Origin of the sequence: Niallia sp. FSL W8-0635 (assembly GCF_038007965.1) — a bacterium.
GTDB lineage: Bacteria > Bacillota > Bacilli > Bacillales > Cytobacillaceae > Niallia.
Genome location: NZ_JBBOYD010000001.1, coordinates 1,942,689 through 1,967,176 on the forward strand (window position 1 = coordinate 1,942,689; position 24,488 = coordinate 1,967,176).

The window sequence follows — 24,488 nt, forward strand, 5'->3', positions numbered from 1 at the left end:
GCGGAGGTTTCCATGAGTAATCCAAAATATAAACGTGTTGTTCTGAAATTAAGTGGGGAAGCATTAGCTGGTGAAGCTGGATTTGGAATTAATCCAAGCGTAATCAAAAACGTAGCACAGCAAGTGAAGGAAGTTGCAGATCTTGGTGTAGAAGCGGCTGTAGTAGTTGGCGGCGGAAATATTTGGCGCGGTAAAATCGGGGAAGAAATGGGAATGGACCGTGCGAACGCAGATTACATGGGAATGCTTGCTACTGTAATGAATTCATTGGCACTTCAAGATAGTTTGGAGCAAATGGGCATTGAAACACGTGTGCAATCTTCTATTGAAATGAGACAGGTAGCAGAACCTTATATTAGAAGACGTGCGATTCGACATCTTGAGAAGAAACGTGTTGTAATTTTTGCAGCAGGAACTGGAAACCCTTATTTCTCAACAGATACAACAGCTGCCTTAAGAGCTGCAGAAATCGAAGCAGATGTTATTTTAATGGCAAAAAATAATGTAGATGGCGTATATTCAGCAGATCCGAAAGTGGATAAAGCTGCGACAAAATATGAAGAGCTTACTTATTTTGATGTGATTAAAGATGGTCTAGCTGTAATGGATTCAACTGCTTCATCATTATGTATGGATAATGACATTCCGTTAATCGTGTTCTCTATTATGGAAAACGGTAATATTAAGAGAGCTGTAATGGGGGAAACAATCGGAACAATCGTGAGGGGGAAAAATAATGCCTAAACAAGTTATTGCTAATACAAAGGAAAAAATGAATAAAGCGATTCAAAGTTATTCACGTGAGCTTGCAAGTATTCGTGCTGGTAGAGCCAATGCTTCCCTTTTAGACCGAATCACAGTAGATTATTATGGTGCGCCAACACCAATCAATCAAGTAGCTGGTATCAGTGTACCAGAAGCTAGATTGCTTGTTATCCAACCATATGATAAAACAATTCTTGGGGATATTGAAAAAGCAATTCTTAAATCGGATATTGGTTTAAATCCTTCAAATGATGGTAGTGTTATCCGCCTTTCTATTCCAATGCTGACAGAAGAACGTCGTAAGGAATTAGTGAAGAATGTGAAAAAAGAATCCGAAGAAGCGAAAATTGCTGTTCGTAATATTCGTAGAGACGGTAATGATGATTTGAAGAAATTAGAGAAAAATGGAGAAATCACAGAAGATGCTCTTCGCGGTCATAATGATGATATTCAAAAATTAACAGATGAATTCATCAGTAAAATCGATGCGTTAGCGAAAGAGAAAGAAAAAGAAATTTTAGAAGTATAATTCTCTTTCTAGTCTTTTTATGATAAATTGGTGTATTCTCTTAAATAGTTATATGAATGAAACCCTCTACTTTTTTATAGGGGGTTTTTTCTTCATCTAATTAGAAAGAATGGCAGTTTTCTACAGATTGCAGTTTATTCGATAGAAAAATAAATGAGTAGCGACAAACTTTATGAAAACAGCTTAAAATAAAGAGAAGTATTGTCCAAAATATTAATTCTCTGTCCATAAAACAACTGAAACTAGTGAGTTTTTTAATTCATAGTTGCTTAAGCTGACTATTTTCCTATAATATAGAAAGGGAACTTATTGTGTTATCCTATAATTGGATAGCTTTATTGGACAAGAAGAATTTAATAGAAAAGTCGATCCTTATATTATTGCAATAGTTATCATGATGATAATCGTTTAGTAGAGAATATAAACAGATACAGATGGGTGCATTTACTGTATACATATAATCACTGTTAATAGTAGGATACGAAAGGGATCTATTTTGGAGGAGCTATTTTATGTTTAACAAAATAAGGTTATGGAAGAAGAAATCCGTTTCTTCTAATTTCCAAGACCGTGTATCAGCACTTAAAATGCGGAAAATTCCAGAGCATGTTGCGATTATCATGGATGGAAATGGTCGATGGGCGAAGAAAAGAACATTGCCAAGAATCGCCGGACATCATGAAGGAATGAAATGCGTAAAGCGTATTACAACTGTCGCAAATGATTTAGGAATTAAAGTGTTAACTTTATATGCTTTTTCAACAGAAAATTGGAAAAGGCCAAAATCGGAAGTAGATTATATTTTATCCCTTCCCGAGCAATTTCTTGGTACATTTTTGCCAGAATTGATTGAAAAAAATGTTCGAGTAACGGCAATTGGTTATACAGAGGGATTGCCAGAATCTACCCTAAATGCCTTAAATCGGGCTGTGGAACAAACAAAGCATAATACAGGTCTTCAGTTAAACTTTGCCTTAAACTATGGTTCTCGAGCTGAGATATTGGATGCAGTGAAAGGTATTGTAAAAGACAGTCAATCGGGAAAAATAGAGATAGATAAGCTATCAGATGAAATGTTTTCCTCGTATTTAATGACAGGGGAAATCATCGAACCGGATTTACTAATTCGCACAAGTGGGGAAATAAGAATAAGTAATTTCATGCTTTGGCAAATTGCCTACTCGGAGCTTTATTTTACAGATGTATTATGGCCGGATTTTAGTGAACTACATTTAATTGAAGCAATGGAAGAATTTCAAAACAGACAACGTCGTTTCGGTGGCGTCTGAAGAGAGTTGGTTTAGAGATGAAGCAAAGAATAATTACAGCAATTATTGCAATAGCCGTATTTTTGCCGTTCGTTTTAATAGGGAAGCTACCATTGGTGCTTTTCACTTTTCTATTAGTCGGAATCGGCGTATTTGAAATGTTTCGGATGAGAAAAATCCCGTTTCTTTCCGTTCCGGGAATGATTTCTTTAGTTACTGTTTGGATGATTGTACTACCTAATCATTATGTAGCTTCCTTAAATATGACAAAATTAGAAATGGGATTAATCGCTGTTTTGTTGTATTTAACCTATATGGTTTTTTCTAAAAATAAATTTACATTTGACGAAGTCGCTTTTTCCATATTAGCTGTTATTTACATAGGAACTGGATTTCATTTCTTCATTGAAATTAGAGAAACGCATTTAGCGTATCTTATTTATTCCTTATTTATCATTTGGGCAACAGATTCTGGTGCATACTTTATAGGAAAAGCAATTGGGAAGCGGAAATTATGGCCAGAAATAAGTCCGAATAAAACAGTCGAAGGATTTGTTGGGGGAATTATTAGTGCTTTAGTGGTAGGAGTTCTATTTAGTGTATTTGGCTACATAGAATGGTCTATAGGCTTTGCTTTTACTACCATTATCTTATCTATTTTTGGACAAATTGGGGATTTAACAGAATCAGCGTTAAAACGTCATTATGATGTGAAGGATTCTGGTAGTTTATTGCCAGGACACGGTGGGATTCTTGATCGATTTGATAGCCTTATTTTTGTCTGGCCACTTCTTTATTTTATCTTTGAACGATTTCTTGATTTAATTTAATATAAAAAGTAGGAAATAATGGGTGTAGGAGTGAGGTAGTGAAGTATATTAGTTTGCTTGGGGCTACTGGTTCGATTGGAACCCAAACCTTGGATGTTATTAAAAATCATCCTGATATGTTTGAATTAGTTGCCTTTTCATCAGGTAGAAATATAGAACTTACAAAAAAGATTATCGAAGAATTTAGACCATCACTTGTTTCTGTTTCAGAAAAAAGTGATTACGAGCAACTAAAGCAAAGCTTTCCGACCATCCAGTTTAGCTATGGAATGGAAGGGTTAATGGAAGTAGCTGTATTCGATAAAGCGGACATTCTAGTAAATGCTGTAATTGGAAGCGTTGGTCTTCATCCAACATTACAAGCGATTGAAGCAAAAAAGGTTATAGCGATTGCAAATAAGGAAACATTAGTAACAGCGGGGCATATTGTGATGGAAGCTGCTGCAAAATATAATGTTCCTGTTTTGCCAGTCGATAGCGAACATTCGGCAATTTTCCAATGTTTACAAGGGGAAAACCAAAAGAATATTGATCGCCTCGTAATTACTGCCTCGGGGGGCAGTTTCCGAGACCTAAGCAGAACAGACTTAGAGCAAGTAACAGTGGAAGATGCATTGAATCATCCAAACTGGTCAATGGGTGCAAAAATTACGATTGATTCTGCGACAATGATGAATAAAGGGTTGGAAGTTATAGAAGCACACTGGTTATTTGGACTTCCATATGAGAAAATAGATGTATTACTACATAAAGAGAGTATCATTCATTCCATGGTGGAATTTCATGATAGCAGTGTGATTGCTCAATTAGGTACACCAGATATGCGGATACCAATCCAATATGCACTTAGTTATCCGGAGCGTCTACCTTCAGCAACTGGCAAGCGATTAGATTTAGCTACTATCGGAAAATTACATTTCCAGAAAATGGATTTTGAGAGATTCAAATGTCTTCACTTTGCTTATGAAGTTGGAAAAGCAGGTGGTAGTTTACCGACCGTATTTAATGCAGCAAATGAAGTGGCTGTACAAAAGTTTTTAAATAGGGAAATTAGCTTTTTGCAAATTGAAGACTTAATTGAAAAAGCGCTAAATAGTCATCAGAATATACTAAACCCTAGTCTTGAAGTGATCCAAGAGGTTGACTTAGAAACAAGAAAAAGAGTAAGCACACTTCTATAAAAAGGTGGTTAAATTTTGTATACAGTTATAGCTTTTATCATCATTTTTGGTGCATTAGTATTTTTTCACGAATTAGGGCATTTCGTATTAGCTAAGCGTGCAGGTATTTTATGTCGTGAATTCGCAATTGGAATGGGACCTAAAGTTCTTTCATTAAAGAAAGGGGAAACCGTTTATACCATTCGCCTTCTCCCAATAGGAGGCTATGTTCGAATGGCAGGGGAAGACCCTGAGCTCGTTGATATTAAGCCTGGTCATCGAGTTGGCTTAATTCTTAATGATAAAGAAGAAGTAACCAAAATCATTATTAATAATAAAGAAAAGTATCCAAATGCTCGTGTCATTAATGTAGAGGATGCTGATTTAGAACATAAGCTCTTTATTAAAGGATATGTAGAGGAAGAAGCAGAAGAAAACCTTCTAGTATTTCCAATTAAAAAAGATGCTATGATAGTTGAAAATGGCGTTGAGACACAGATTGCACCATATGACCGTCAATTTGCAAGCAAATCATTAGGACAACGAACACTCGCTATTTTTGCAGGTCCTGCGATGAACTTTGTATTAGCTTTCTTTATTTTCATCTTAATTGCGTTATTACAAGGAATTCCTACAAATGAAGCAAAGCTTGGAAAGCTAACAGATGACGGAGTGGCAATTAGTGCTGGGTTACACGAAGGCGATAATGTAATAAGTATTGATGGCAAATCGGTTGGCTCATGGGAAGACGTTGTTTCTATCATCCAAAAGAGTCCAGGCGAAAACCTAGAATTTTTAATTGAACGTGATGGACAAGAAATGACCGTTGATGTAACACCAAAGGAAACGGAAGTTGAGGGGAAAACGATTGGGTTAGTGGGTGTCTATAATCCAATGGAAAAATCACCATTAAAATCGATTCAATTTGGTGCGACACAGACCTATACATGGACAAAAAATATTATTGGTGCAGTCGGTAAACTAGTAACAGGTCAATTCTCGATTGATGCTTTAGGAGGTCCCGTAGCTATTTACCAATCAACGGATACTGTTGCTCAATCAGGAGTCTATTCTCTCATGAATTGGGCGGCTGTTCTAAGCATTAACTTAGGGATTATGAATTTACTTCCATTGCCAGCATTGGATGGTGGACGACTACTATTCTTTGCTATTGAAGCAGTTCGCGGAAAACCAATTGACCGACAAAAAGAAGGTTTAGTCCATTTTATTGGCTTCGCCTTACTTATGCTATTAATGATTGTCGTTACTTGGAATGATATCCAACGATTCTTTATACAGTAGGGTACTTTTTCATTCCCCTTTTGAAAAGGGGAATGTTATTTTGTGGGGAAAAGTTTTTTCGTACCTGCTGTAACAACAATAATAAATATATAAAAATATTAGAGGTGCAATCATAGATGAAGCAAAGTAGAATGTTAATTCCAACATTAAAAGAAATACCGGCAGATGCAGATATTAAAAGCCATCAGTTATTATTAAGAGCTGGTTTTATTAGACAAAATGCAAGTGGTATTTATTCCTATTTACCATTAGCAAACAAAGTAATAAAGAAAATTGAGCAAATTATTCGAGAAGAGATGGATGCAGCAGGTGGGGTAGAATTATTAATGCCTGCTTTGCAGCATGCTGAATTATGGCAAGAATCTGGTAGATGGTTTACATACGGACCAGAATTAATGCGTCTAAAAGATCGTAATAACCGTGAATTTGCATTAGGGGCAACCCATGAAGAAGTAATCACAAGCTTAGTTCGTGACGAAGTAAAATCCTATAAACGACTACCGCTTACGCTTTATCAAATCCAAACGAAATTCAGAGACGAGAAAAGACCTCGTTTTGGTATTTTACGTGGTAGAGAGTTCATTATGAAGGATGCTTATAGTTTCCATTCTTCTCATGAAAGCTTAGGAGAAGTTTATGATGCTATTTTCCAAGCGTATTGCAATATCTTTGAGCGTTGCGGTTTAAACTATCGTGCAGTTATCGCAGATAGTGGTGCAATGGGTGGAAAGGATACGCATGAATTTATGGTGTTGTCTGATGTTGGGGAGGATACTATTGCGTATTCAACAGAATCCAATTATGCTGCAAATATTGAAATGGCTCCTGTTGTTAACACTTATGAAAAAGCGGACGAGCCTGTAAAAGGTTTAGAGAAAGTGGAAACAAAAGAGAAAAAAACAATTGAAGAAGTGTCTGCTTTCTTAAACGTTGCAGCAGAAAAATGCATTAAGTCTTTATTGTTTAAAGTAGATGAAAAATTTGTTCTAGTATTAGTTCGTGGTGACCATGAAGTAAACGACATTAAGGTGAAAAACTTATTAGAGGCAAATATGGTAGAATTGGCAGATCATGCTGATACAGAAAAAGTATTAGGAAGCAAGATTGGCTCATTAGGACCAATAAACGCTAAAGATGTCGAAGTAATTGCAGACAACGCTGTGAAAGCAATCGTTAATGGTGTTTGTGGGGCAAACGAAGAGCATTTTCACTTTGTGAATGTGAATCCAGAACGTGATTTTACTGTCGATCAATATGCAGATATTCGCTTTATTCAAGAAGGAGACCTTTCACCAGATGGAAAAGGGACAATTACTTTTGCTAAAGGAATTGAAGTAGGTCATGTCTTTAAGCTTGGTACTCGTTACAGTGAAGCGATGGGGGCGACATATTTAGATGAAAACGGTAGAAGTCAATCACTTATCATGGGTTGCTATGGTATTGGTGTATCAAGAACGATGGCGGCAATTGTGGAGCAATTTAATGATGACAGAGGAATTGTTTGGCCGAACGCTGTAGCGCCATTCGATGTGCATGTAATCACTGTCAATACAAAAGACGAAGCACAAAATGAATTAACAGATAAATTATATGCTTCATTAAAAGCAAATCGTTTTGACGTTTTAGTTGATGACCGTGCAGAGCGTGCTGGTGTGAAATTTGCTGACTCTGATTTAATTGGTTTGCCAATTCGTATAACAGTTGGGAAAAAAGCATCTGAAGGAATTGTCGAAGTGAAAGTAAGAAGTACAGGAGAAATGCTAGAAGTTCATGAAAGTGAGCTTGTAGCAACCATCCTTCGTTTAACGCAAGTAGAGGGATAATTTGAAAAAGATAAAAGAAAAAGATTTAGCAATTGGCTAAATCTTTTTCTTTTTGTGTATTCGATTGTATGCTAAACTGCATTAAGTAAAAGAACAGATTTTCTGTGCTATAATAATTTTTATAGATTTTAGCAAGATTGGAAGGAGCGACATAAATGAGTGATATACAGGGGAAAGTAGATCGTTTCCAGATTTTGCTACAACAATTGCAATTAACGGACGATCAATATGTTTCCCATTTTCGCAACGCAAGCATTGAAAAAATTGTTGTCGAAAAGCGGTCCAAAAAATGGCATTTTCATTTTTTATTTGACGATATCATTCCATTTCAAGTCTATCAATTATTTACTGCAAAGTTAAAAAGTAGCTTTTCACATATTGCTACCATTACGTATGATATTCGAGTAAGAAATGGAATCGTCACAGATGTATTAATTCGTGACTATTGGTCAGCTTGTATTGAGGAGATGCAAGGAATATCTCCACCGTTGTTAAAGCTATTAAATGAGCAAGTGCCTCAATTTAATGGGAATAAGCTAACCATTCAAGTTAGAAATGAGATGGAAGGTTTAGCGATTAAACGAAAATATGCTAACCTAATTACCGATGCCTATCAGTATTTTGGTTTTCCAGTAATGAGTTTAGATACAGAAATAGCAGAAGGAAAATCAAATTCAGAGTATGAACAATTTTTACTCGCTAAGCAAAAAGAGGATGAGGAAAGAGGAAAGCAAGCTTTATTAGACATTCAGAAGATGGAAGCGGAAAAAGAAGCTGGTGATTCTCCGGTTCCGAGTGGTCCATTAACAATCGGATTAACGATTAAGGATGATAGTGATTATCGTCGCATGGAAGAGATATTGGATGAAGAAAGACGTGTAACGGTTCAAGGATATGTCTTTTTTGCAGAAACGAAAGAGCTTCGTAGTGGGCGAACGCTTCTAACCTTTAAAATAACAGACTACACAAGTTCTATTCTTGTGAAAATGTTCTCACGGGATAAAGAAGATGCAGCGCTTTTCCAATTAGTTAAAAAGGGCATGTGGCTTCGAGCACGTGGAAGTATTCAAAATGATACCTTCGTTCGCGATTTAGTGATGATTGGGAATGATTTAAATGAGATTAAACCTGTCGAACGAAAAGATACAGCGAAAGAGGATGAAAAACGAGTAGAGTTACATCTTCATACGCCGATGAGTCAAATGGATGCTGTTTCCTCTGTTGCTACGCTTGTTGGACAAGCGAAAAAATGGGGGCATAAAGCGATTGCTATTACAGATCACGCTGTTGCTCAATCCTTCCCAGAAGCATTTGGTGCTGGAAAGAAAAACGATGTAAAAATTCTTTACGGAGTTGAAATGAATCTAGTAGACGACGGAGTTCCGATTGCCTATAATCCTAAGGATATAGTGCTAGAGGATGCTACATATGTCGTGTTCGACGTAGAGACGACAGGACTTTCTGCTGTCTATAATACGATTATAGAGCTTGCCGCAGTAAAGATTCATGACGGGGAAATCATTGATCGGTTCGAGTCCTTTGCGAATCCACATCATCGCCTTTCTGCAACAACGATTAATTTAACGGGAATAACCGATGATATGGTAGAAAGTGCACCTGAAATTGATATCGTTTTACGAAAGTTTGCAGAGTGGACAGGGGATAGTATTTTGGTTGCCCATAATGCATCCTTTGACGTTGGCTTTTTAAATGTCGGCTATCAAAAGGCGGGGCTGCCTAAATCGACAAATGCGGTCATCGATACATTAGAACTAGGTCGATTCTTATATCCGGAAATGAAAAATCACCGGTTGAATACATTAGCAAAGAAATTTGATATCGAATTAACCCAGCATCACCGTGCGATTTATGATGCCGAGGCAACAGGGTATCTTGCTTTGAAAATGCTCAAGGATGCTTCTGAAAAGGGTATTCTTAATCATAATCAATTAAATGATAATATGGGGCAGGGAAATGCGTACCAAAGAGCTCGTCCTTATCACTGTACCGTCCTTGCGCAAACCGAGGTTGGCTTAAAAAATCTATTTAAGCTCGTATCAATTGCCCATATTAATTACTTCTATCGTGTTCCTCGTATTCCGAGATCTGTACTGCAAAAATACAGAGAAGGCTTGCTAGTAGGCTCAGCCTGCGATAAAGGGGAAGTCTTTGAAGCAATGATGCAAAAGGCTCCGGAGGAAGTAGAAGATATTGCCCCATTTTATGATTATTTAGAAGTAATGCCCAAAGAGGTTTACGCTCATTTAATCGAAATGGAGCTTGTACAAGATGAAAAAGCGTTAGAAGAAATAATCGGTAATATCGTAAAGCTAGGAGATAAATTAGACATACCTGTTGTCGCAACAGGAAATGTCCATTATCAAAATCCAAATGATAAGATTTATCGAGAAATTTTAGTTGGCTCACAAGGTGGAGCGAATCCACTTAACCGCCATAAGCTTCCAGATGTGCATTTTCGAACAACGAATGAAATGTTAGACTGCTTCAGCTTCCTAGGCAAAGAAAAGGCAAAGGAAGTAGTCGTCACAAATACAAATAAAGTCGCTGATATGATTGATGTCATTAAACCAATCAAAGATGATCTTTATACACCTAAAATTGAAGGCTCAGAAGAAGAAATGCGTGAAATGAGTTATGGAATGGCTAGACGAATTTACGGGGATGAACTTCCTGAAATCGTAGAAGCTCGTTTAGAAAAAGAACTTAAAAGTATCATTGGACATGGATTTGCCGTTATTTATTTGATTTCGCATAAACTCGTGAAGAAATCATTAGATGATGGATACTTAGTAGGTTCCCGTGGATCCGTTGGTTCTTCCTTTGTAGCAACAATGACAGAGATAACCGAGGTTAATCCGCTTCCGCCTCATTATATTTGTGCAGAATGTAAATATTCAGAGTTCTTTAATGATGGTTCTGTTGGTTCTGGGTTTGATTTGCCTGACAAGAATTGTCCAAATTGTGGGGCTCGTTTGAAGAAAGATGGCCATGATATTCCGTTTGAAACCTTCCTTGGATTTAAAGGAGATAAGGTTCCTGATATTGATTTGAGTGCGCCACGTTATCAATTGAAAAGATTGGTCACTAGCTTTTGCTAGGAGAACTGATAACTCAAAGTGTGGAATGATAGGGTAACGCCTTGAAACACACTCACTGAATCTGCGGCAAGCGAAGGAGACAATGTAAATAGTTGAACTCGTTTGAAGCCCGCTAAAGTCGGCTGAAGTTTACCCTAACACATATTGGTGAGGCAAGACCCTAATAGGGTTGTAAACGATAGGCCGGGTGTCTACAAAACTTCTATGGTTAGTATGGATAGAGTTATCTGGACGAATCCTCGACTGACTCTTCGTGAATGTCACTAAGTAGAAATGCTTAGGGGTCCTAATAGGACTTTCTAGTGTGGATGAGTAAACGTTAGGTTATGAAAATCCATATAGCTTTATAGGAGCTATCAAGCTAGACGGAGTTTAGAGGAAACCTACGGAAGTATGTATAGATAGAGTTAACGGAACGTGGGAAGCTTCGGAGACTTGAGGTGATTACACACTGATTGAAAGTCGTTCTTCAAAAAGCTCAGCTTGAGTATAATGAAGATTTGTCGAAGTGGCAGTAAAGCCGTAGTACCGATTGTAGGAACTGCTGATGACGACCAAATATACTGAATAGGTCCGAGGGAAAAACAGTTCTGAGGGAAGGGCTTGAGTCGTCTTTTACGATACAAATCCTACACAAGTCAGTATTCTTGTATGACTAAATAGAAACGAAAGCCTTTCTTGGAGGTGATTAGTTGGCTGACTTAATGGTTCAAAAGTTACGAAATTAAGAATACTTTAATGTCCAAGAAACATTTGACGCTTTTTATGCTGAGGCTTTGTTATAGCTGATTTTTGATTGTAATGTTTATGAAAAATAATAGGTGAAATTACGCTTAAATTAGGAAATATCCATATTTTCTTAAAATTAAGGGGAGTTTTTCCGTTTATCTTCTCCAAATCTTTGTTTTTTGTCTTATTTAGAGCATTTATCCGGAATATCTCCGCTTATATCTGCTACTTATGCTCGTTTTATAGACATTAGCCGGAAATTTTCCGCCTATAATTTCTCATACCTACAAGATAATCAACAATGAATGATAACAGAACCGATGCTGAAAGTAAAAGTGGAAAATATTTTTAAAAAGCTGTACGATTTAATCATCTCAGAAGAAAATATTCTGCTCGCTTATCGTAATTTGAAAAGGAACACTGGAAGCAGAACAATTGGTCAAACTATTATCATGTCAATACACTAGACGCCAAAGCAATAAAGAAACTCAATACACAACGCAAGGTTGTAGGATTCCAAGCGTTAGTGGTTTAAATTATCGTAAATATAAAGACGATAGAGCGCCGTATGACACCGAAAGGGTCACGTACGGTGTGGGGCAGGGGAAAAGCTAGAGATGACATCAAAGGCTTACCTATTGCCATATTTTTCCGGTGAATATCAACCAACAGCTCATAACTACACTAAATTATTGTTCGGTGAAGAATATGTATACCGTGCAGGAACGATTGGTACTGTTGCCGATAAAACAGCATATGGTTATGTAAAGGCTTATCAAAACGATAATAATTTACAGATTCGCGGAGCAGAAATTGACCGATTAGCTTCTGGATGTACTGGTGTCAAACGTACAACGGGACAGCATCCAGGGGGAATCATTGTTATTCCTGATTACATGGATGTTTATGATTTTACGCCAATTCAATTTCCAGCGGATGACCGAAATTCTGAATGGAAAACAACCCATTTTGATTTCCATTCCATCCATGATAATGTCCTAAAGCTAGATATACTAGGGCACGATGATCCGACTGTTATCAGAATGCTTCAAGATTTAAGTGGTATCGATCCGAAGACGATTCCGACAGATGATCCTGAAGTAATGAAAATTTTCAGTGGTACGGAGTCCCTTGGAGTAACACCAGAACAAATTTATTGTAAAACTGGTACATTTGGAATCCCTGAGTTTGGAACAAAATTTGTTCGTCAAATGCTAGAAGATACAAAGCCGACAACGTTTTCAGAGTTAGTACAGATATCTGGTCTCTCTCATGGTACCGATGTTTGGTTAGGAAATGCCCAAGAACTTATTCATAATAATATTTGTAACTTAAGTGAAGTAATTGGATGTCGTGATGACATCATGGTTTATCTGATATATCAAGGACTAGATCCAAGTTTCGCTTTCAAAATCATGGAGAGCGTTCGTAAGGGGAAAGGTTTATCAGATGAGATGGAAGAAGAAATGAGAAAGAACGAAGTACCAGAATGGTATATTGATTCTTGTAAAAAGATTAAGTATATGTTCCCGAAGGCGCATGCCGCGGCTTACGTCTTAATGGCAGTGAGAATTGCCTATTTCAAAGTGCATCATGCACTACTCTATTATGCTGCTTATTTCACTGTTCGTGCGGATGATTTTGATGTTGACGCAATGGTGAAAGGCTCTCATAGTATTAAAGCAGTAATAGATGATATTAGTGCAAAAGGGTTAGATGCCTCAACGAAAGAGAAGAACTTATTAACTGTTATGGAGCTAGCCTTTGAAATGGTAGAAAGAGGCTATTCCTTTAAAAAGGTCGATTTATACAAATCTAGTGCTACTGAATTTATTATTGAAGGTAATTCTCTTATTCCGCCATTTAATAGTATCCCTGGATTGGGAACAAATGCTGCGATTAATATTGTGGAAGCTAGAAAAAATGGGGAGTTTTTATCAAAAGAGGATTTACAGCAGCGCGGAAAAGTTTCTAAAACGATTATGCAATATCTTGACAATCATGGTTGCTTGGCTGATATGCCAGACCAAAACCAGCTTTCTTTATTCTAATAGAATTTTTGGAAGTAGCAAGAAACGTTGTAATAACGGACTTTCATTTGCATAAATGGAGCGGTTATGGTATAGTTTAATTGGAAATACTAAGGATAACTTTCGCGAATGGAGAGTGGGGCAACCCACTCTTTCCTGTTTGTATTAGGGTTTTTTTCTAAAATCAGAAGTGAATGGTATCACACTAATTTGATGAACGAGCAACAAGTGTACATATTTTAGTTTGCTAAGTTGACTCTAAAAACATAATAAGGTTCCTTGCTTAAGGAGGGAAAAATTTTGAGCAAAGTAACACAAATAGTGGAAGAAATGGTCCATCCCATTTTAGATGAACTACATTTAGAATTAGTAGATGTTGAATATGTAAAAGAGGGACCAAACTGGTTTTTACGTGTGTATATTGACAAAGAAGCTGGTGTGGATATTGATGAATGTGCAGTTGTTAGTGAGAAATTAAGTGAAAAGTTAGATGAAGTCGACCCGATTTCAGAGAACTACTTTTTAGAGGTTTCTTCACCTGGAGCGGAACGTCCATTGAAAAAAGATAAAGATTTCGAAAAAGCAATTGGGAAAAATGTTTTTATTAAAACGTATGAACCAATCGCAAACGAAAAAACCTTCGAAGGAATCTTAACAGCATTTGATGGTAAAACAGTGACAGTTGAAGTGAAAATCAAGACAAGAAAGAAAACGATTGAAATACCATACGAAAAAGTTGCAAAAGCAAGACTTGCTGTCACTTTTTCATAATTTATAAAAGAGGCCGGGAGAAGTTTTTTGAAAAAAGCTTCATTAATATACACGGTCATTCGTTATGGATAATAGAGAATAAAGGGGGATACACGCTCATGAGCAGTGAATTAGTTGATGCTCTAGTGTTACTTGAAAAAGAAAAAGGAATATCACGTGAAGTGATCATGGATGCAATGGAAGCGGCTTTAATCTCTGCTTATCGTCGCAATTTTAACCAGGCACAAAATGTACGTATTGATTTAAATTTAGGTGCAGGTTCTATGCGTGTATTTGCTAGAAAAGAAGTAGTAGATGAGGTATTTGATCCACGTCTGGAAATTTCTTTAGAGGACGCACAAAAAATTAATCCGAACTATGAAGTAGAGGATATTGTAGAATTAGAAGTTACACCAAAAGATTTTGGTCGTATTGCAGCCCAAACAGCAAAACAAGTAGTTACACAAAGAGTTCGCGAGGCAGAAAGAGGAATTATCTATTCCGAATTTATCGATCGCGAAGAAGACATCATGACAGGGATTGTTCAACGCCAAGATAGTAAATTTATTTATGTAAGCTTAGGAAAAATTGAAGCAATCTTACCTACAAATGAACAAATGCCAAATGAGCATTATAAACCACATGATCGCATCAAAGTATTCTTAACAAAAGTGGAAAAGACTACAAAAGGTCCACAAATCTTTGTTTCAAGAACACATCCTGGTTTATTAAAAAGATTATTTGAGATGGAAGTACCAGAAATTTATGATGGTACAGTAGAAATCAAATCTGTTGCTCGTGAAGCTGGAGATCGTTCTAAGATTTCGGTTCATTCAGAAAATGAAGAAGTAGATCCAGTAGGTTCATGTGTAGGTCCTAAAGGAACTCGTGTACAGACGATTGTAAATGAGTTAAAAGGGGAAAAGATTGATATTGTTAAGTGGTCTAGTGATCCAACAGTATTTGTTGCCAATGCTTTAAGTCCTTCAAAAGTATTAGAAGTAATTGTAAATGAAGAAGACAAAGCAACAACGGTCATTGTTCCAGATTATCAATTGTCATTGGCAATCGGTAAGAGAGGCCAAAATGCACGCTTAGCAGCGAAGCTTACGGGCTGGAAAATTGATATCAAATCTGAATCAGAAGCAAGAGAAGCTGGACTTTATCCAACAGAAAATTCATTGATTAAATTCGATGATGACGTTGAAGAAGAGGATGATTTCCGTTTAAACACGGAAGATTTCGAGTGATAGAGGTGAATGTGTGTGAACAAACCAAGAAAAGTACCAATGCGTAAGTGTGTTGCTACCGGTGAAATGAAGCCGAAAAAAGAATTAGTTCGCATCGTTCGTTCCAAAGAAGGGATTGTCTCCGTCGATTTAACGGGCAAAAAATCCGGTCGTGGAGCATATCTTTCATTGGATAGAGAAGCAGTACTATTAGCCAAGAAGAAGAATATTCTTTCTAATCAGCTAGAAGTTAAAGTAGATGATGCTGTCTATGAAGAGCTGTTAGAACTAATAGATAAGGAGCAAAGACAATCCAAATGAACGATAACAAGTGGATGTCATTACTTGGCTTAGCAAATCGAGCGCGGAAAATTACCTCAGGTGAGGAATTTTCCGTAAAAGAAATTAGAAGCGGTAATGCAAAGCTAATATTATTGTCGGAAGATGCGTCACAAAACACGACAAAGAAAATCACAGATAAATGCCGTTCCTATAAAGTGCCAGTAAAGCTTGTTTCAAATAGGGAAATCCTAGGGAAAGCGATAGGGAAAGAGCAACGAGTGGTTGTCGCTGTTTTGGATAATGGATTTGCAAAAAAACTTTTAACGCTGCTCGATTAATTCTAGCGGGGGTGAAATGATGAGTAAAGTGCGAGTATACGAATACGCAAAACAATATAACATTTCAAGCAAGGATGTTATTGCTAAATTAAAAGAGATGAACGTAGAAGTCTCAAACCATATGACAACATTGGAAGAGGATGCAATAAAAAAATTAGATAGTGTATATAATAAAAAGAACGAAGAAAATAAGCCAAAAACACCGGCTCAAAAAGCGGCTGCAAAAAACATCGCTGACGAGTATGAAAAAGAAAGCGATGAAATGGCTGAAAAGGGGAAAGTAAATCAATCTGTGAAAAATACTAAAGATAATAAACCAGGGTTTAATAAACCAAAAACTAATAATAACAATAATAAAAATAGAAACAACAACAATCGTAAAGGGAAGCAAAATGCTGCTCCTGCGGCACCACCTGCTCCGAAGAAAGAAAAAGAATTACCAGAAAAAATTACATTCAGTGAATCTTTAACCGTTGCTGAATTAGCAAAAAAATTGCATCGCGAACCATCTGAAATTATCAAAAAGCTATTCCTTCTTGGTGTAATGGCAACAATCAATCAAGAATTAGATAAAGATGCGATTGAATTAATTTGTACAGATTATGGTGTAGAAGTCGAAGAAGAAATCAAAATCGATACTACAGACTTAGAAGTATATTTTGCTGATGATGAAGATGCAGACTTAATAGAGCGTCCATCTGTTGTTACGATTATGGGACACGTTGACCACGGGAAAACAACATTACTTGACAGCATTCGTAATACAAAAGTAACAGCAGGAGAAGCAGGCGGTATTACACAGCATATCGGTGCATATCAAATTGAAGAAAATGGCAAGAAGATTACATTCCTTGATACACCAGGACACGCAGCCTTTACAACAATGCGTGCACGTGGTGCAAAAATTACGGATATCACCATTCTTGTTGTAGCTGCTGATGATGGTGTTATGCCACAAACAGTTGAAGCAATCAACCATGCGAAGGCTGCTGAGGTTCCAATTATTGTTGCAGTCAATAAAATGGATAAACCAACAGCAAATCCTGATCGAGTAATGCAAGAATTAACAGAACATGGATTAGTACCGGAAGCTTGGGGTGGGGAAACTATCTTTGTACCACTTTCTGCATTAACAGGAGAAGGTATTGATTCCTTACTTGAAATGATTCTATTAGTAGGTGAAGTAGAAGAATATAAAGCAAATCCAAGCCGAAACGCAGTTGGAACAGTTATTGAAGCAGAGTTAGATAAAGGTAAAGGTTCTGTAGCAACTTTACTTGTCCAAAATGGAACATTGCGCATTGGAGATCCAATTGTAGTTGGTAATACATTTGGTCGTGTTCGTGCAATGGTTAACGATTTAGGTAGACGTGTAAAATCAGCTGGACCATCTACACCTGTTGAAATTACTGGTTTAAATGAGGTTCCACAAGCTGGTGATCGCTTTGTTGTCTTCAATGATGAGAAAACAGCAAGACAAGTGGGAGAAGCTCGTTCTACACAAGCAATTCAAGCACAAAGATCAGAGAAAACAAGAATCAGTCTTGATAATCTGTTTGAACATATGAAACAAGGGGAAATGAAAGATATTAATATCGTTCTTAAAGCCGATGTTCAAGGTTCAGCAGAAGCGTTAGCAGCCGCTCTTTATAAAATTGAAGTAGAAGGCGTAAACGTTAAAATCATTCATACTGGTGTTGGGGCAATTAATGAATCAGATATTACCCTTGCAGCAGCATCAAATGCGATTGTAATCGGATTTAACGTACGTCCTGATGTAAATGCAAAAAGAGCTGCAGATGCAGAGGAAGTAGATGTACGTTTACACCGTATTATCTATAAAGTAATTGAAGAAATTGAAGCTGCGATGAAAGGAATGCTTGATCCTGAATTCCAAGAAAAAATTATAGGTCAGGCTGAAATTCGTCAAACATTCAAAGTTTCGAAAATCGGAACAATTGCCGGTTCATATGTAACAGACGGAAAAATTACAAGAGACAGCGGAATCCGTTTAATCCGTGATGGTATTGTAATTTTCGAAGGCGAAATCGATGCATTAAAACGTTTCAAGGACGATGCAAAAGAAGTGGCTCAAGGTTACGAGTGTGGTATCACTATCAAAAACTTTAACGATGTTAAAGAAGGCGATATTATCGAAGCATATGTAATGGAAGAAATTGAGCGTAAATGATAATCGGTTTAATGACAGTGGAATGCATCATTTATGATGCCCACTCATTAAAAGAAAAGCGGGCTGTTCTGCAAAGAATTATGTCCCGCTTAAAGCAAAAATATAATATCTCTATTTCAGAGGTTGACTTTCAAGATACTTGGCAAAGAACAAAGCTTGCGATCGTTACGGTTGCTTCTGCACGAGTTTCAGTAGAAGGCGTATTGCAGCAAGTACAGCAGTTTATCGATTCTTTCCCTGAAATAGAGAGAACAATAACAGATATAGAATGGCTTTAATAAAATGAGGTGAATTGCGCGATGAGTCTAAGACCAAATCGTGTTGGTGAACAAATGAAGAAGGAACTTGGGGAGATTATTACTCGTAAGATAAAAGATCCTCGCATCGGCTTTGTAACAGTAACAGATGTTAATGTTACAGGTGACCTTCAACAAGCAACTGTGTATATTTCCGTTCTTGGCGATGAAGAGCAACGGGAAAATACACTAAAAGGATTAGCGAAAGCGAAAGGCTTTATCCGTTCAGAAATTGGACAACGCATTCGTTTACGCAAAACTCCTGAAATTACGTTTGAATTTGATGAGTCGATAGATTACGGAAATAGAATTGATACATTATTGCATCAAATCGCAAAAGAAGATCCGTCTAGTAACGACGAAAGATAAGATGTAAAAATAAGTATGCTCCTATCGGACTTTTTCCATGATGGTTATGGATATGGGACGGTAGGAGTTTTTTTGTAGAGGCTTAAATAAAGTTAACTTTCGAACAAAGCCCGTTGATTTCCGTTCCAGGAACTTGCTTTCCGCGGGGAGGGATGAGAGCCTCCTCGGCTTTGCCTGTGGGGTCTCTCATTTCCCTCATTTCCCGCAGGAGTCAAGTTCCCTCCACTACAATCAACTCAGAATTTTAAATGACATTAGTAGAAAGAGCAAAATTTATTTTCGCATTAATTATTTTATTTATAAATGAATAAAGGATGAGGTATATGGAAGGGATTTTACCGTTATGGAAGCCGAAGGGGCTTACTTCTCATGATTGTGTTTTTCGTTTGAGGAAGATTTTACATATGAAAAGAATTGGTCATACTGGCACACTAGATCCGGATGTAACGGGTGTATTGCCGATTTGTTTAGGGAGAGCAACGAAAGTAGCGGAATATATAACGGATGCTGGTAAAGAATACGTAGGAGAAGTAACGATAGGCTACTCTACTACAACGGAAGATCGTTCTGGTGAAAAGGTAGAAGAAAAGATAGTTGCAGAAACGATTACGAGGGAAAGAATAGAAGAAATATTACAAGAATTAACCGGGACTATTACGCAAACACCACCAATGTATTCTGCCGTTAAAGTAAATGGGAAAAGGCTTTATGAATACGCAAGACAAGGATTAGTGATAGAACGTCCTTCAAGACAAGTGACCATTTATGCACTAGAATTAATAGAAGAGTGGAAGGAATTAGCGGGTGATACGGTATCCTTTCGTTTTAAAGTAAGCTGTAGTAAAGGTACCTATATCAGAACACTTGCTGTGATGATAGGGGAAAAATTAGGGTATCCTGCACATATGTCAGACTTATGTAGAACACGTTCAGCAGCATTCACGGAAAAAGAATGTGTGACCTTTGAAGAGCTTGAGGAATATGTGGAAAATGGGGTACTCGATAAGTTTATTTACCCGATTGAAGACGCGCTTTTACATTTGCCGAAATATGAAATAAATGATACATTAGCAATGAAGGTACGAAATGGAACGGTATTAGAAGCTCCTGTTCATTTATTGGATGAAAAGGAGCCAATTGTCATTCAAACAACAACTGGTGAAGCGTTAGCTATATATGTTCAGCATCCTACAAAAAAAGGATTAATCAAACCGTCCAAAATTTTAAAAATCTTGGAAGACTGAATGAATACTGCGGACACCTTTTGAAAAAGGGTGGCAAAAAAGGATAAAGAAATTAGAGCTAGAAAAGGTGAGTAGCGTAGTGAAGATAGTTAGAATTAATCATTCAGAACGAAATAAAGAGATTGATTTTCCACCGATTTCCATCGCGTTAGGATCATTTGATGGCGTACATCTTGGTCATCAAAAAGTAATCGGCGAGGCAATAAAAGTAGCCAATCAAAATGGATGGAGCAGTGCCGTTATGACATTTGATCCCCATCCTTCTATCGTACTTGGTGGGAAAACAAAAAAAGTAGATTACTTAACTTCTTTTGAATCAAAGGTAGAGCAATTAGCAAATTTGGGAATTGATTATTTATTTATTGTTGATTTCACCATCGAATTTGCTAGTTTGCCACCTCAAGAATTCGTGGACTCGTATTTAATTGGGTTGAATGTGAAGCATGTAGTAGCAGGATTTGATTATACGTATGGAAAGAAAGCACAAGGAACAGCCGAAACGCTTTCCGAGCAATCACGAGGTCAATATGAAACAACCATTATCGGAAAAGAGACTTTTGATGGCGAAAAAGTAAGTTCAACATTAATCCGTTCTCTTATCAATAATGGGGATATGGAAAAAGTTCCGGCTTTATTAGGCAGATATTATACGATAAAAGGCACTGTTATTCATGGCGATAAGCGTGGCAGAACAATTGGTTTTCCAACAGCAAACGTGAAGCAAACAAGCGATGTTATCTTGCCACCACTTGGTGTGTATGCAGTGCGATTATTTGTAAATGAAAAGTGGTATGAAGGCGTATGTAATTTAGGCACGAAACCAACCTTCCATCCAGAGGACAAAACAGCTAGTATCGAAGTTCATATTTTCGACTTCCACCAAGACATCTATGGACATTCCGTAACAGTAGAATGGCATAAACGAATTAGAAGCGAACAAAAGTTCAATGGAATTGACGAACTAGTAGCCCAAATTGAAAAAGATAAGCAAACTGCCTTGCAATATTTCTATGATAAAGCACAATAAAAATAGAATATTTCTAAGTATATTTGGAAATACTATATCCATATATCCCAACGAATAAATCGAAAAAAACTAGTATTAGTAAGTTAACTTTTTATTTCATTTTATTAGAATCAATGCTAATAAGTGGTAACAATATAGCAGGGGAGAATACGTAAGCGAATTGGATTCACCCTGCGGCATATAATAGTAACCATTTTTTGCTAGAATCTATTTTTGGTTCTTTGCTTATTTAAAAAAATAAAAGGTTATGTCTTGATTTTTCTTAAGAAAACAGTTATTCTTAAGTACGTACTAAAAACAACCTTTGCTTGGCAAATCGAATCACCAACGTTTTGCTCGGTAAATGGGGATTAGTGTAATAGAATTAGGAGGTGAAACAGGATGGCAATCACTCAAGAACGTAAAAACGAACTTATCAATGAGTACAAAACGCATGAGAACGATACTGGATCTCCAGAAGTTCAAATCGCTGTCCTTACTGAGTCAATCAATAACTTGAATGAACATTTACGTACACATAAAAAGGATCATCACTCACGTCGTGGCCTTTTGAAAATGGTAGGTAGACGTCGTAATCTTTTAACTTACCTACGTAATAAAGACGTTCAACGTTACCGTGTTTTAATTAACAAACTTGGTCTACGTAGATAGTTAAAAAAGCGGGATATTTTTCCCGCTTTTTTATTGTAAATAAATGCGAATCTAACATATGGTTTCTATAGATTACATAAATTAATTTCGTTTTTTAGTTACATTTAATGTGTATACTAGTAGAAGAGAAATTTAAGGATAGTATTCTTTCTTTTATAAGATAACGTAGGTTTTAGGTAGTTTAAACCGAGAACCTCCATGAAGTGAATGAGTAGAGAGGGGTTTATGAATGGGACAAGATAAGCATGTCTATTCCATTGACTGGGCTGGAAGAAAGCTTACAGTCGAAATTGGACAATTAGCAAAACAAGCAAATGGTGCAGTACTTGTACGATATGGTGATACTGCTGTATTAAGCACAGCTACTGCTTCAAAAGAACCGAAAAACTTAGACTTCTTTCCATTAACAGTAAACTATGAAGAACGCCTGTATGCAGTTGGTAAAATTCCAGGTGGCTTTATTAAAAGAGAAGGGCGTCCAAGTGAAAGAGCAATTCTTGCAAGCCGCTTAATCGATAGACCAATTCGGCCATTATTTGCTGATGGCTTCCGTAATGAAGTACAAGTAGTTAGCTTAGTAATGAGTGTGGATCAAGATTGCACATCTGAAATGGCAGCAATGTTCGGATCTTCCTTAGCATTGTCTGTTTCTGACATACCATTTGGCGGTCCAATCGCTGGTGTATATGTAGGTAGAATCGATGGCGAATTTGTCATCAATCCAACAGTAGAGCAAGCAGAGAAAAGTGATATTAATCTTGCTGTTGCAGGAACAAAAGATGCGATCAACATGGTAGAAGCTGGTGCGGATGAAGTTCCAGAAGAAGTAATGCTTGAAGCAATTATGTTTGGTCATGATGAAATTAAGCGTTTGATTGCCTTCCAAGAAAAAATTGCTGAAGAAATTGGCAAGGAAAAAACAGAAGTTGTTCTGTATGTATTGGACAAGGACATCGAAGCAGATGTGCGCGCATTATGCGAAAGCGAAATGCTAGATGCTATCCGTGTACAAGAGAAGCATGCTCGTGAAGCAGCTATTAAAGAAGTGAAAAATTCTGTTCTTGCGAAATATGAAGAAAAAGAAACAGAAGAAGAAGAGTTAAAGCAAGTAAAGGCGATTTTAGATAAATTAGTGAAAAATGAAGTTCGCCGTTTAATTACAGAAGATAAAGTACGCCCAGACGGACGTGGATTAGAAGAAATTCGCCCACTATCTTCAGAAGTTCATTTATTACCAAGAACACATGGATCTGGTCTATTTACTCGTGGACAAACCCAAGCATTAAGCATTTGTACATTAGGTGCTTTAGGGGACGTGCAAATATTGGACGGTCTTGGTGTAGAAGAAGAAAAACGTTTCATGCATCATTATAATTTCCCTAACTTCAGTGTTGGTGAAACAGGACCAATGCGTGGACCAGGACGAAGAGAAATCGGGCACGGTGCTTTAGGAGAAAGAGCTTTAGAACCTATTATCCCTTCTGAAAAAGACTTCCCATATACGATTCGACTTGTATCAGAAGTATTAGAATCAAATGGTTCGACTTCTCAGGCTAGTATTTGTGCAAGTACGCTTGCAATGATGGATGCTGGGGTGCCAATTAAAGCACCAGTTGCAGGTATTGCAATGGGTCTGATTAAATCTGGTGAACATTATAGTATCCTAACAGATATTCAAGGAATGGAAGATCATTTAGGAGATATGGACTTTAAAGTAGCTGGTACTTCTAAAGGGGTAACGGCGCTTCAAATGGATATTAAAATTGATGGACTTTCTCGTGAAATTTTAGAAGAGGCATTACAACAAGCGAAAATTGGTCGTATGCAAATTCTAGATTCCATGATGGCTACAATCAATACACCTAGAGAATCTCTATCTTCTTACGCACCAAAAATCTTAATGATGTCTATTAATCCAGATAAAATTCGTGATGTTATTGGACCAAGTGGTAAACAAATCAATAAAATCATTGAAGAAACTGGCGTGAAAATTGATATCGAGCAAGATGGTACAGTATTCATTTCTTCTGTTGATGATGAAATGAACAACAAAGCAAAACAAATTATTGAAGATATAGTTCGTGAGGTAGTAGTCGGCGAAATGTATCTTGGTAAAGTAAAACGAATTGAAAAATTCGGTTGCTTCGTTGAAATCTTCAGTGGTAAAGATGGACTTGTTCATATTTCTGAACTTGCTGAAGAAAGAATTGGCAAAGTAGAAGATGTTGTCGCAATCGGTGACGAAATCCTTGTGAAAGTAACAGAAATCGATAAACAAGGAAGAGTTAACCTATCACGTAAAGCTGTTTTAAAGGAACAAAAAGAACAAGCAGAGAATGCTAAAAACTAATAGAAGTTTTAAATAAAAGGCTGTTTTCTAAAAGATGCCGGATAAAAACTGTTAATGGTTTAACAGATATTTTATCCGGCATCTTTTTTTGTAGAATGAAAAGACCCCTCTTGAAACAAAATAAAAATAAATAAGGGTAAGCTCAGTCCATATTTCTGCGTTCTACCTTGTCCTTAGTAATCATACTGTAGTAATTAGGAGGGGAA

Annotated in this window: 18 protein-coding genes and 2 pseudogenes; all 20 read left to right on the forward strand. The window is 37.0% G+C overall.

The genetic code is table 11. From position 1 onward, the window contains the following. The first annotated feature begins 12 nt into the window (after positions 1-12). The 20 genes and pseudogenes from pyrH (at position 13) to pnp (ending at position 24,282) form a co-directional block, all read left to right on the forward strand. On the forward strand, positions 13-744 hold the full coding sequence (gene pyrH, locus NYE52_RS09065) for a UMP kinase (protein ID WP_341192776.1): 732 nt from the start codon (positions 13-15) through the stop codon (positions 742-744). Then, positions 737-1,294 (forward strand): ribosome recycling factor, encoded by a 558-nt coding sequence (gene frr, locus NYE52_RS09070; RefSeq protein ID WP_341192777.1) that lies wholly within the window; start codon positions 737-739, stop codon positions 1,292-1,294. The genes pyrH and frr overlap by 8 nt, the downstream gene beginning before the upstream one ends. 512 nt (positions 1,295-1,806) lie before the next feature. Continuing rightward, complete coding sequence (locus NYE52_RS09075) at positions 1,807-2,583, forward strand: isoprenyl transferase (protein WP_341192778.1); 777 nt, start codon at positions 1,807-1,809, stop codon at positions 2,581-2,583. A 17-nt stretch (positions 2,584-2,600) separates the two neighbouring features. Continuing rightward, positions 2,601-3,392 (forward strand): phosphatidate cytidylyltransferase, encoded by a 792-nt coding sequence (locus NYE52_RS09080; RefSeq protein WP_341192779.1) that lies wholly within the window; start codon positions 2,601-2,603, stop codon positions 3,390-3,392. Between the two features lie 38 nt (positions 3,393-3,430). Continuing rightward, a complete protein-coding gene (locus NYE52_RS09085; RefSeq protein WP_341192780.1) occupies positions 3,431-4,573 on the forward strand; it encodes a 1-deoxy-D-xylulose-5-phosphate reductoisomerase in 1,143 nt (380 codons plus the stop codon). A 15-nt stretch (positions 4,574-4,588) separates the two neighbouring features. Beyond that, positions 4,589-5,854 carry an RIP metalloprotease RseP gene (rseP, locus tag NYE52_RS09090; protein ID WP_341192781.1) on the forward strand — a complete coding sequence of 422 codons (1,266 nt, stop codon included), beginning with the start codon at positions 4,589-4,591 and terminating at the stop codon, positions 5,852-5,854. A gap of 116 nt (positions 5,855-5,970) precedes the next feature. Further along, complete coding sequence (locus tag NYE52_RS09095) at positions 5,971-7,677, forward strand: proline--tRNA ligase (RefSeq protein WP_341192782.1); 1,707 nt, start codon at positions 5,971-5,973, stop codon at positions 7,675-7,677. Positions 7,678-7,832: 155 nt separating this feature from the next. Beyond that, positions 7,833-10,751: pseudogene (locus NYE52_RS09100) on the forward strand (PolC-type DNA polymerase III); the annotation flags it as partial. Positions 10,752-12,172: 1,421 nt separating this feature from the next. Continuing rightward, positions 12,173-13,576 (forward strand): annotated as a pseudogene (locus NYE52_RS09105) (PolC-type DNA polymerase III); the annotation flags it as partial. Between the two features lie 276 nt (positions 13,577-13,852). After that, complete coding sequence (gene rimP / locus NYE52_RS09110; protein ID WP_341195144.1) at positions 13,853-14,326, forward strand: ribosome maturation factor RimP; 474 nt, start codon at positions 13,853-13,855, stop codon at positions 14,324-14,326. A 98-nt stretch (positions 14,327-14,424) separates the two neighbouring features. Next, positions 14,425-15,555, forward strand: coding sequence for a transcription termination factor NusA (gene nusA, locus NYE52_RS09115; protein WP_341192783.1), 1,131 nt, complete (start codon positions 14,425-14,427; stop codon positions 15,553-15,555). 15 nt (positions 15,556-15,570) lie between these two features. Continuing rightward, complete coding sequence (gene rnpM / locus NYE52_RS09120; RefSeq protein ID WP_341192784.1) at positions 15,571-15,855, forward strand: RNase P modulator RnpM; 285 nt, start codon at positions 15,571-15,573, stop codon at positions 15,853-15,855. Next, entirely contained in the window at positions 15,852-16,154 is a 303-nt protein-coding gene (locus NYE52_RS09125) for a YlxQ family RNA-binding protein (protein WP_341192785.1), read from the forward strand. Before rnpM ends, NYE52_RS09125 begins: the two co-directional genes overlap by 4 nt. Positions 16,155-16,173: 19 nt before the next feature. Beyond that, on the forward strand, positions 16,174-18,345 hold the full coding sequence (gene infB, locus NYE52_RS09130) for a translation initiation factor IF-2 (protein ID WP_341192786.1): 2,172 nt from the start codon (positions 16,174-16,176) through the stop codon (positions 18,343-18,345). After that, the gene (locus tag NYE52_RS09135) at positions 18,342-18,623 is read left to right on the forward strand and encodes a DUF503 domain-containing protein (protein ID WP_341192787.1); all 282 of its coding nucleotides are present in this window, start codon (positions 18,342-18,344) and stop codon (positions 18,621-18,623) included. Before infB ends, NYE52_RS09135 begins: the two co-directional genes overlap by 4 nt. 21 nt (positions 18,624-18,644) lie before the next feature. Beyond that, entirely contained in the window at positions 18,645-19,010 is a 366-nt protein-coding gene (gene rbfA, locus NYE52_RS09140; protein ID WP_341192788.1) for a 30S ribosome-binding factor RbfA, read from the forward strand. A 323-nt stretch (positions 19,011-19,333) separates the two neighbouring features. Next, the gene (truB, locus tag NYE52_RS09145) at positions 19,334-20,254 is read left to right on the forward strand and encodes a tRNA pseudouridine(55) synthase TruB (RefSeq protein WP_341192789.1); all 921 of its coding nucleotides are present in this window, start codon (positions 19,334-19,336) and stop codon (positions 20,252-20,254) included. A gap of 79 nt (positions 20,255-20,333) precedes the next feature. After that, positions 20,334-21,281 (forward strand): bifunctional riboflavin kinase/FAD synthetase, encoded by a 948-nt coding sequence (gene ribF / locus NYE52_RS09150; RefSeq protein WP_341192790.1) that lies wholly within the window; start codon positions 20,334-20,336, stop codon positions 21,279-21,281. A gap of 381 nt (positions 21,282-21,662) precedes the next feature. Beyond that, the gene (rpsO, locus tag NYE52_RS09155; protein WP_016201171.1) at positions 21,663-21,932 is read left to right on the forward strand and encodes a 30S ribosomal protein S15; all 270 of its coding nucleotides are present in this window, start codon (positions 21,663-21,665) and stop codon (positions 21,930-21,932) included. Positions 21,933-22,161: 229 nt separating this feature from the next. Beyond that, positions 22,162-24,282, forward strand: a complete 2,121-nt coding sequence (gene pnp / locus NYE52_RS09160) for a polyribonucleotide nucleotidyltransferase (protein WP_341192791.1) — start codon at positions 22,162-22,164, stop codon at positions 24,280-24,282. Positions 24,283-24,488: the final 206 nt, after the last annotated feature.

Coding starts and splice junctions, on each gene's coding strand:
- frr (WP_341192777.1), top strand. CDS start 737: ATGCCTAAACAAGTTATTGCTAATACAAAGGAAAAAATGAATAAAGCG.
- truB (WP_341192789.1), top strand. CDS start 19,334: ATGGAAGGGATTTTACCGTTATGGAAGCCGAAGGGGCTTACTTCTCAT.
- rpsO (WP_016201171.1), top strand. CDS start 21,663: ATGGCAATCACTCAAGAACGTAAAAACGAACTTATCAATGAGTACAAA.
- NYE52_RS09080 (WP_341192779.1), top strand. CDS start 2,601: ATGAAGCAAAGAATAATTACAGCAATTATTGCAATAGCCGTATTTTTG.
- NYE52_RS09135 (WP_341192787.1), top strand. CDS start 18,342: ATGATAATCGGTTTAATGACAGTGGAATGCATCATTTATGATGCCCAC.
- pyrH (WP_341192776.1), top strand. CDS start 13: ATGAGTAATCCAAAATATAAACGTGTTGTTCTGAAATTAAGTGGGGAA.
- pnp (WP_341192791.1), top strand. CDS start 22,162: ATGGGACAAGATAAGCATGTCTATTCCATTGACTGGGCTGGAAGAAAG.
- rbfA (WP_341192788.1), top strand. CDS start 18,645: ATGAGTCTAAGACCAAATCGTGTTGGTGAACAAATGAAGAAGGAACTT.
- nusA (WP_341192783.1), top strand. CDS start 14,425: ATGAGCAGTGAATTAGTTGATGCTCTAGTGTTACTTGAAAAAGAAAAA.
- NYE52_RS09095 (WP_341192782.1), top strand. CDS start 5,971: ATGAAGCAAAGTAGAATGTTAATTCCAACATTAAAAGAAATACCGGCA.
- NYE52_RS09125 (WP_341192785.1), top strand. CDS start 15,852: ATGAACGATAACAAGTGGATGTCATTACTTGGCTTAGCAAATCGAGCG.
- NYE52_RS09075 (WP_341192778.1), top strand. CDS start 1,807: ATGTTTAACAAAATAAGGTTATGGAAGAAGAAATCCGTTTCTTCTAAT.
- infB (WP_341192786.1), top strand. CDS start 16,174: ATGAGTAAAGTGCGAGTATACGAATACGCAAAACAATATAACATTTCA.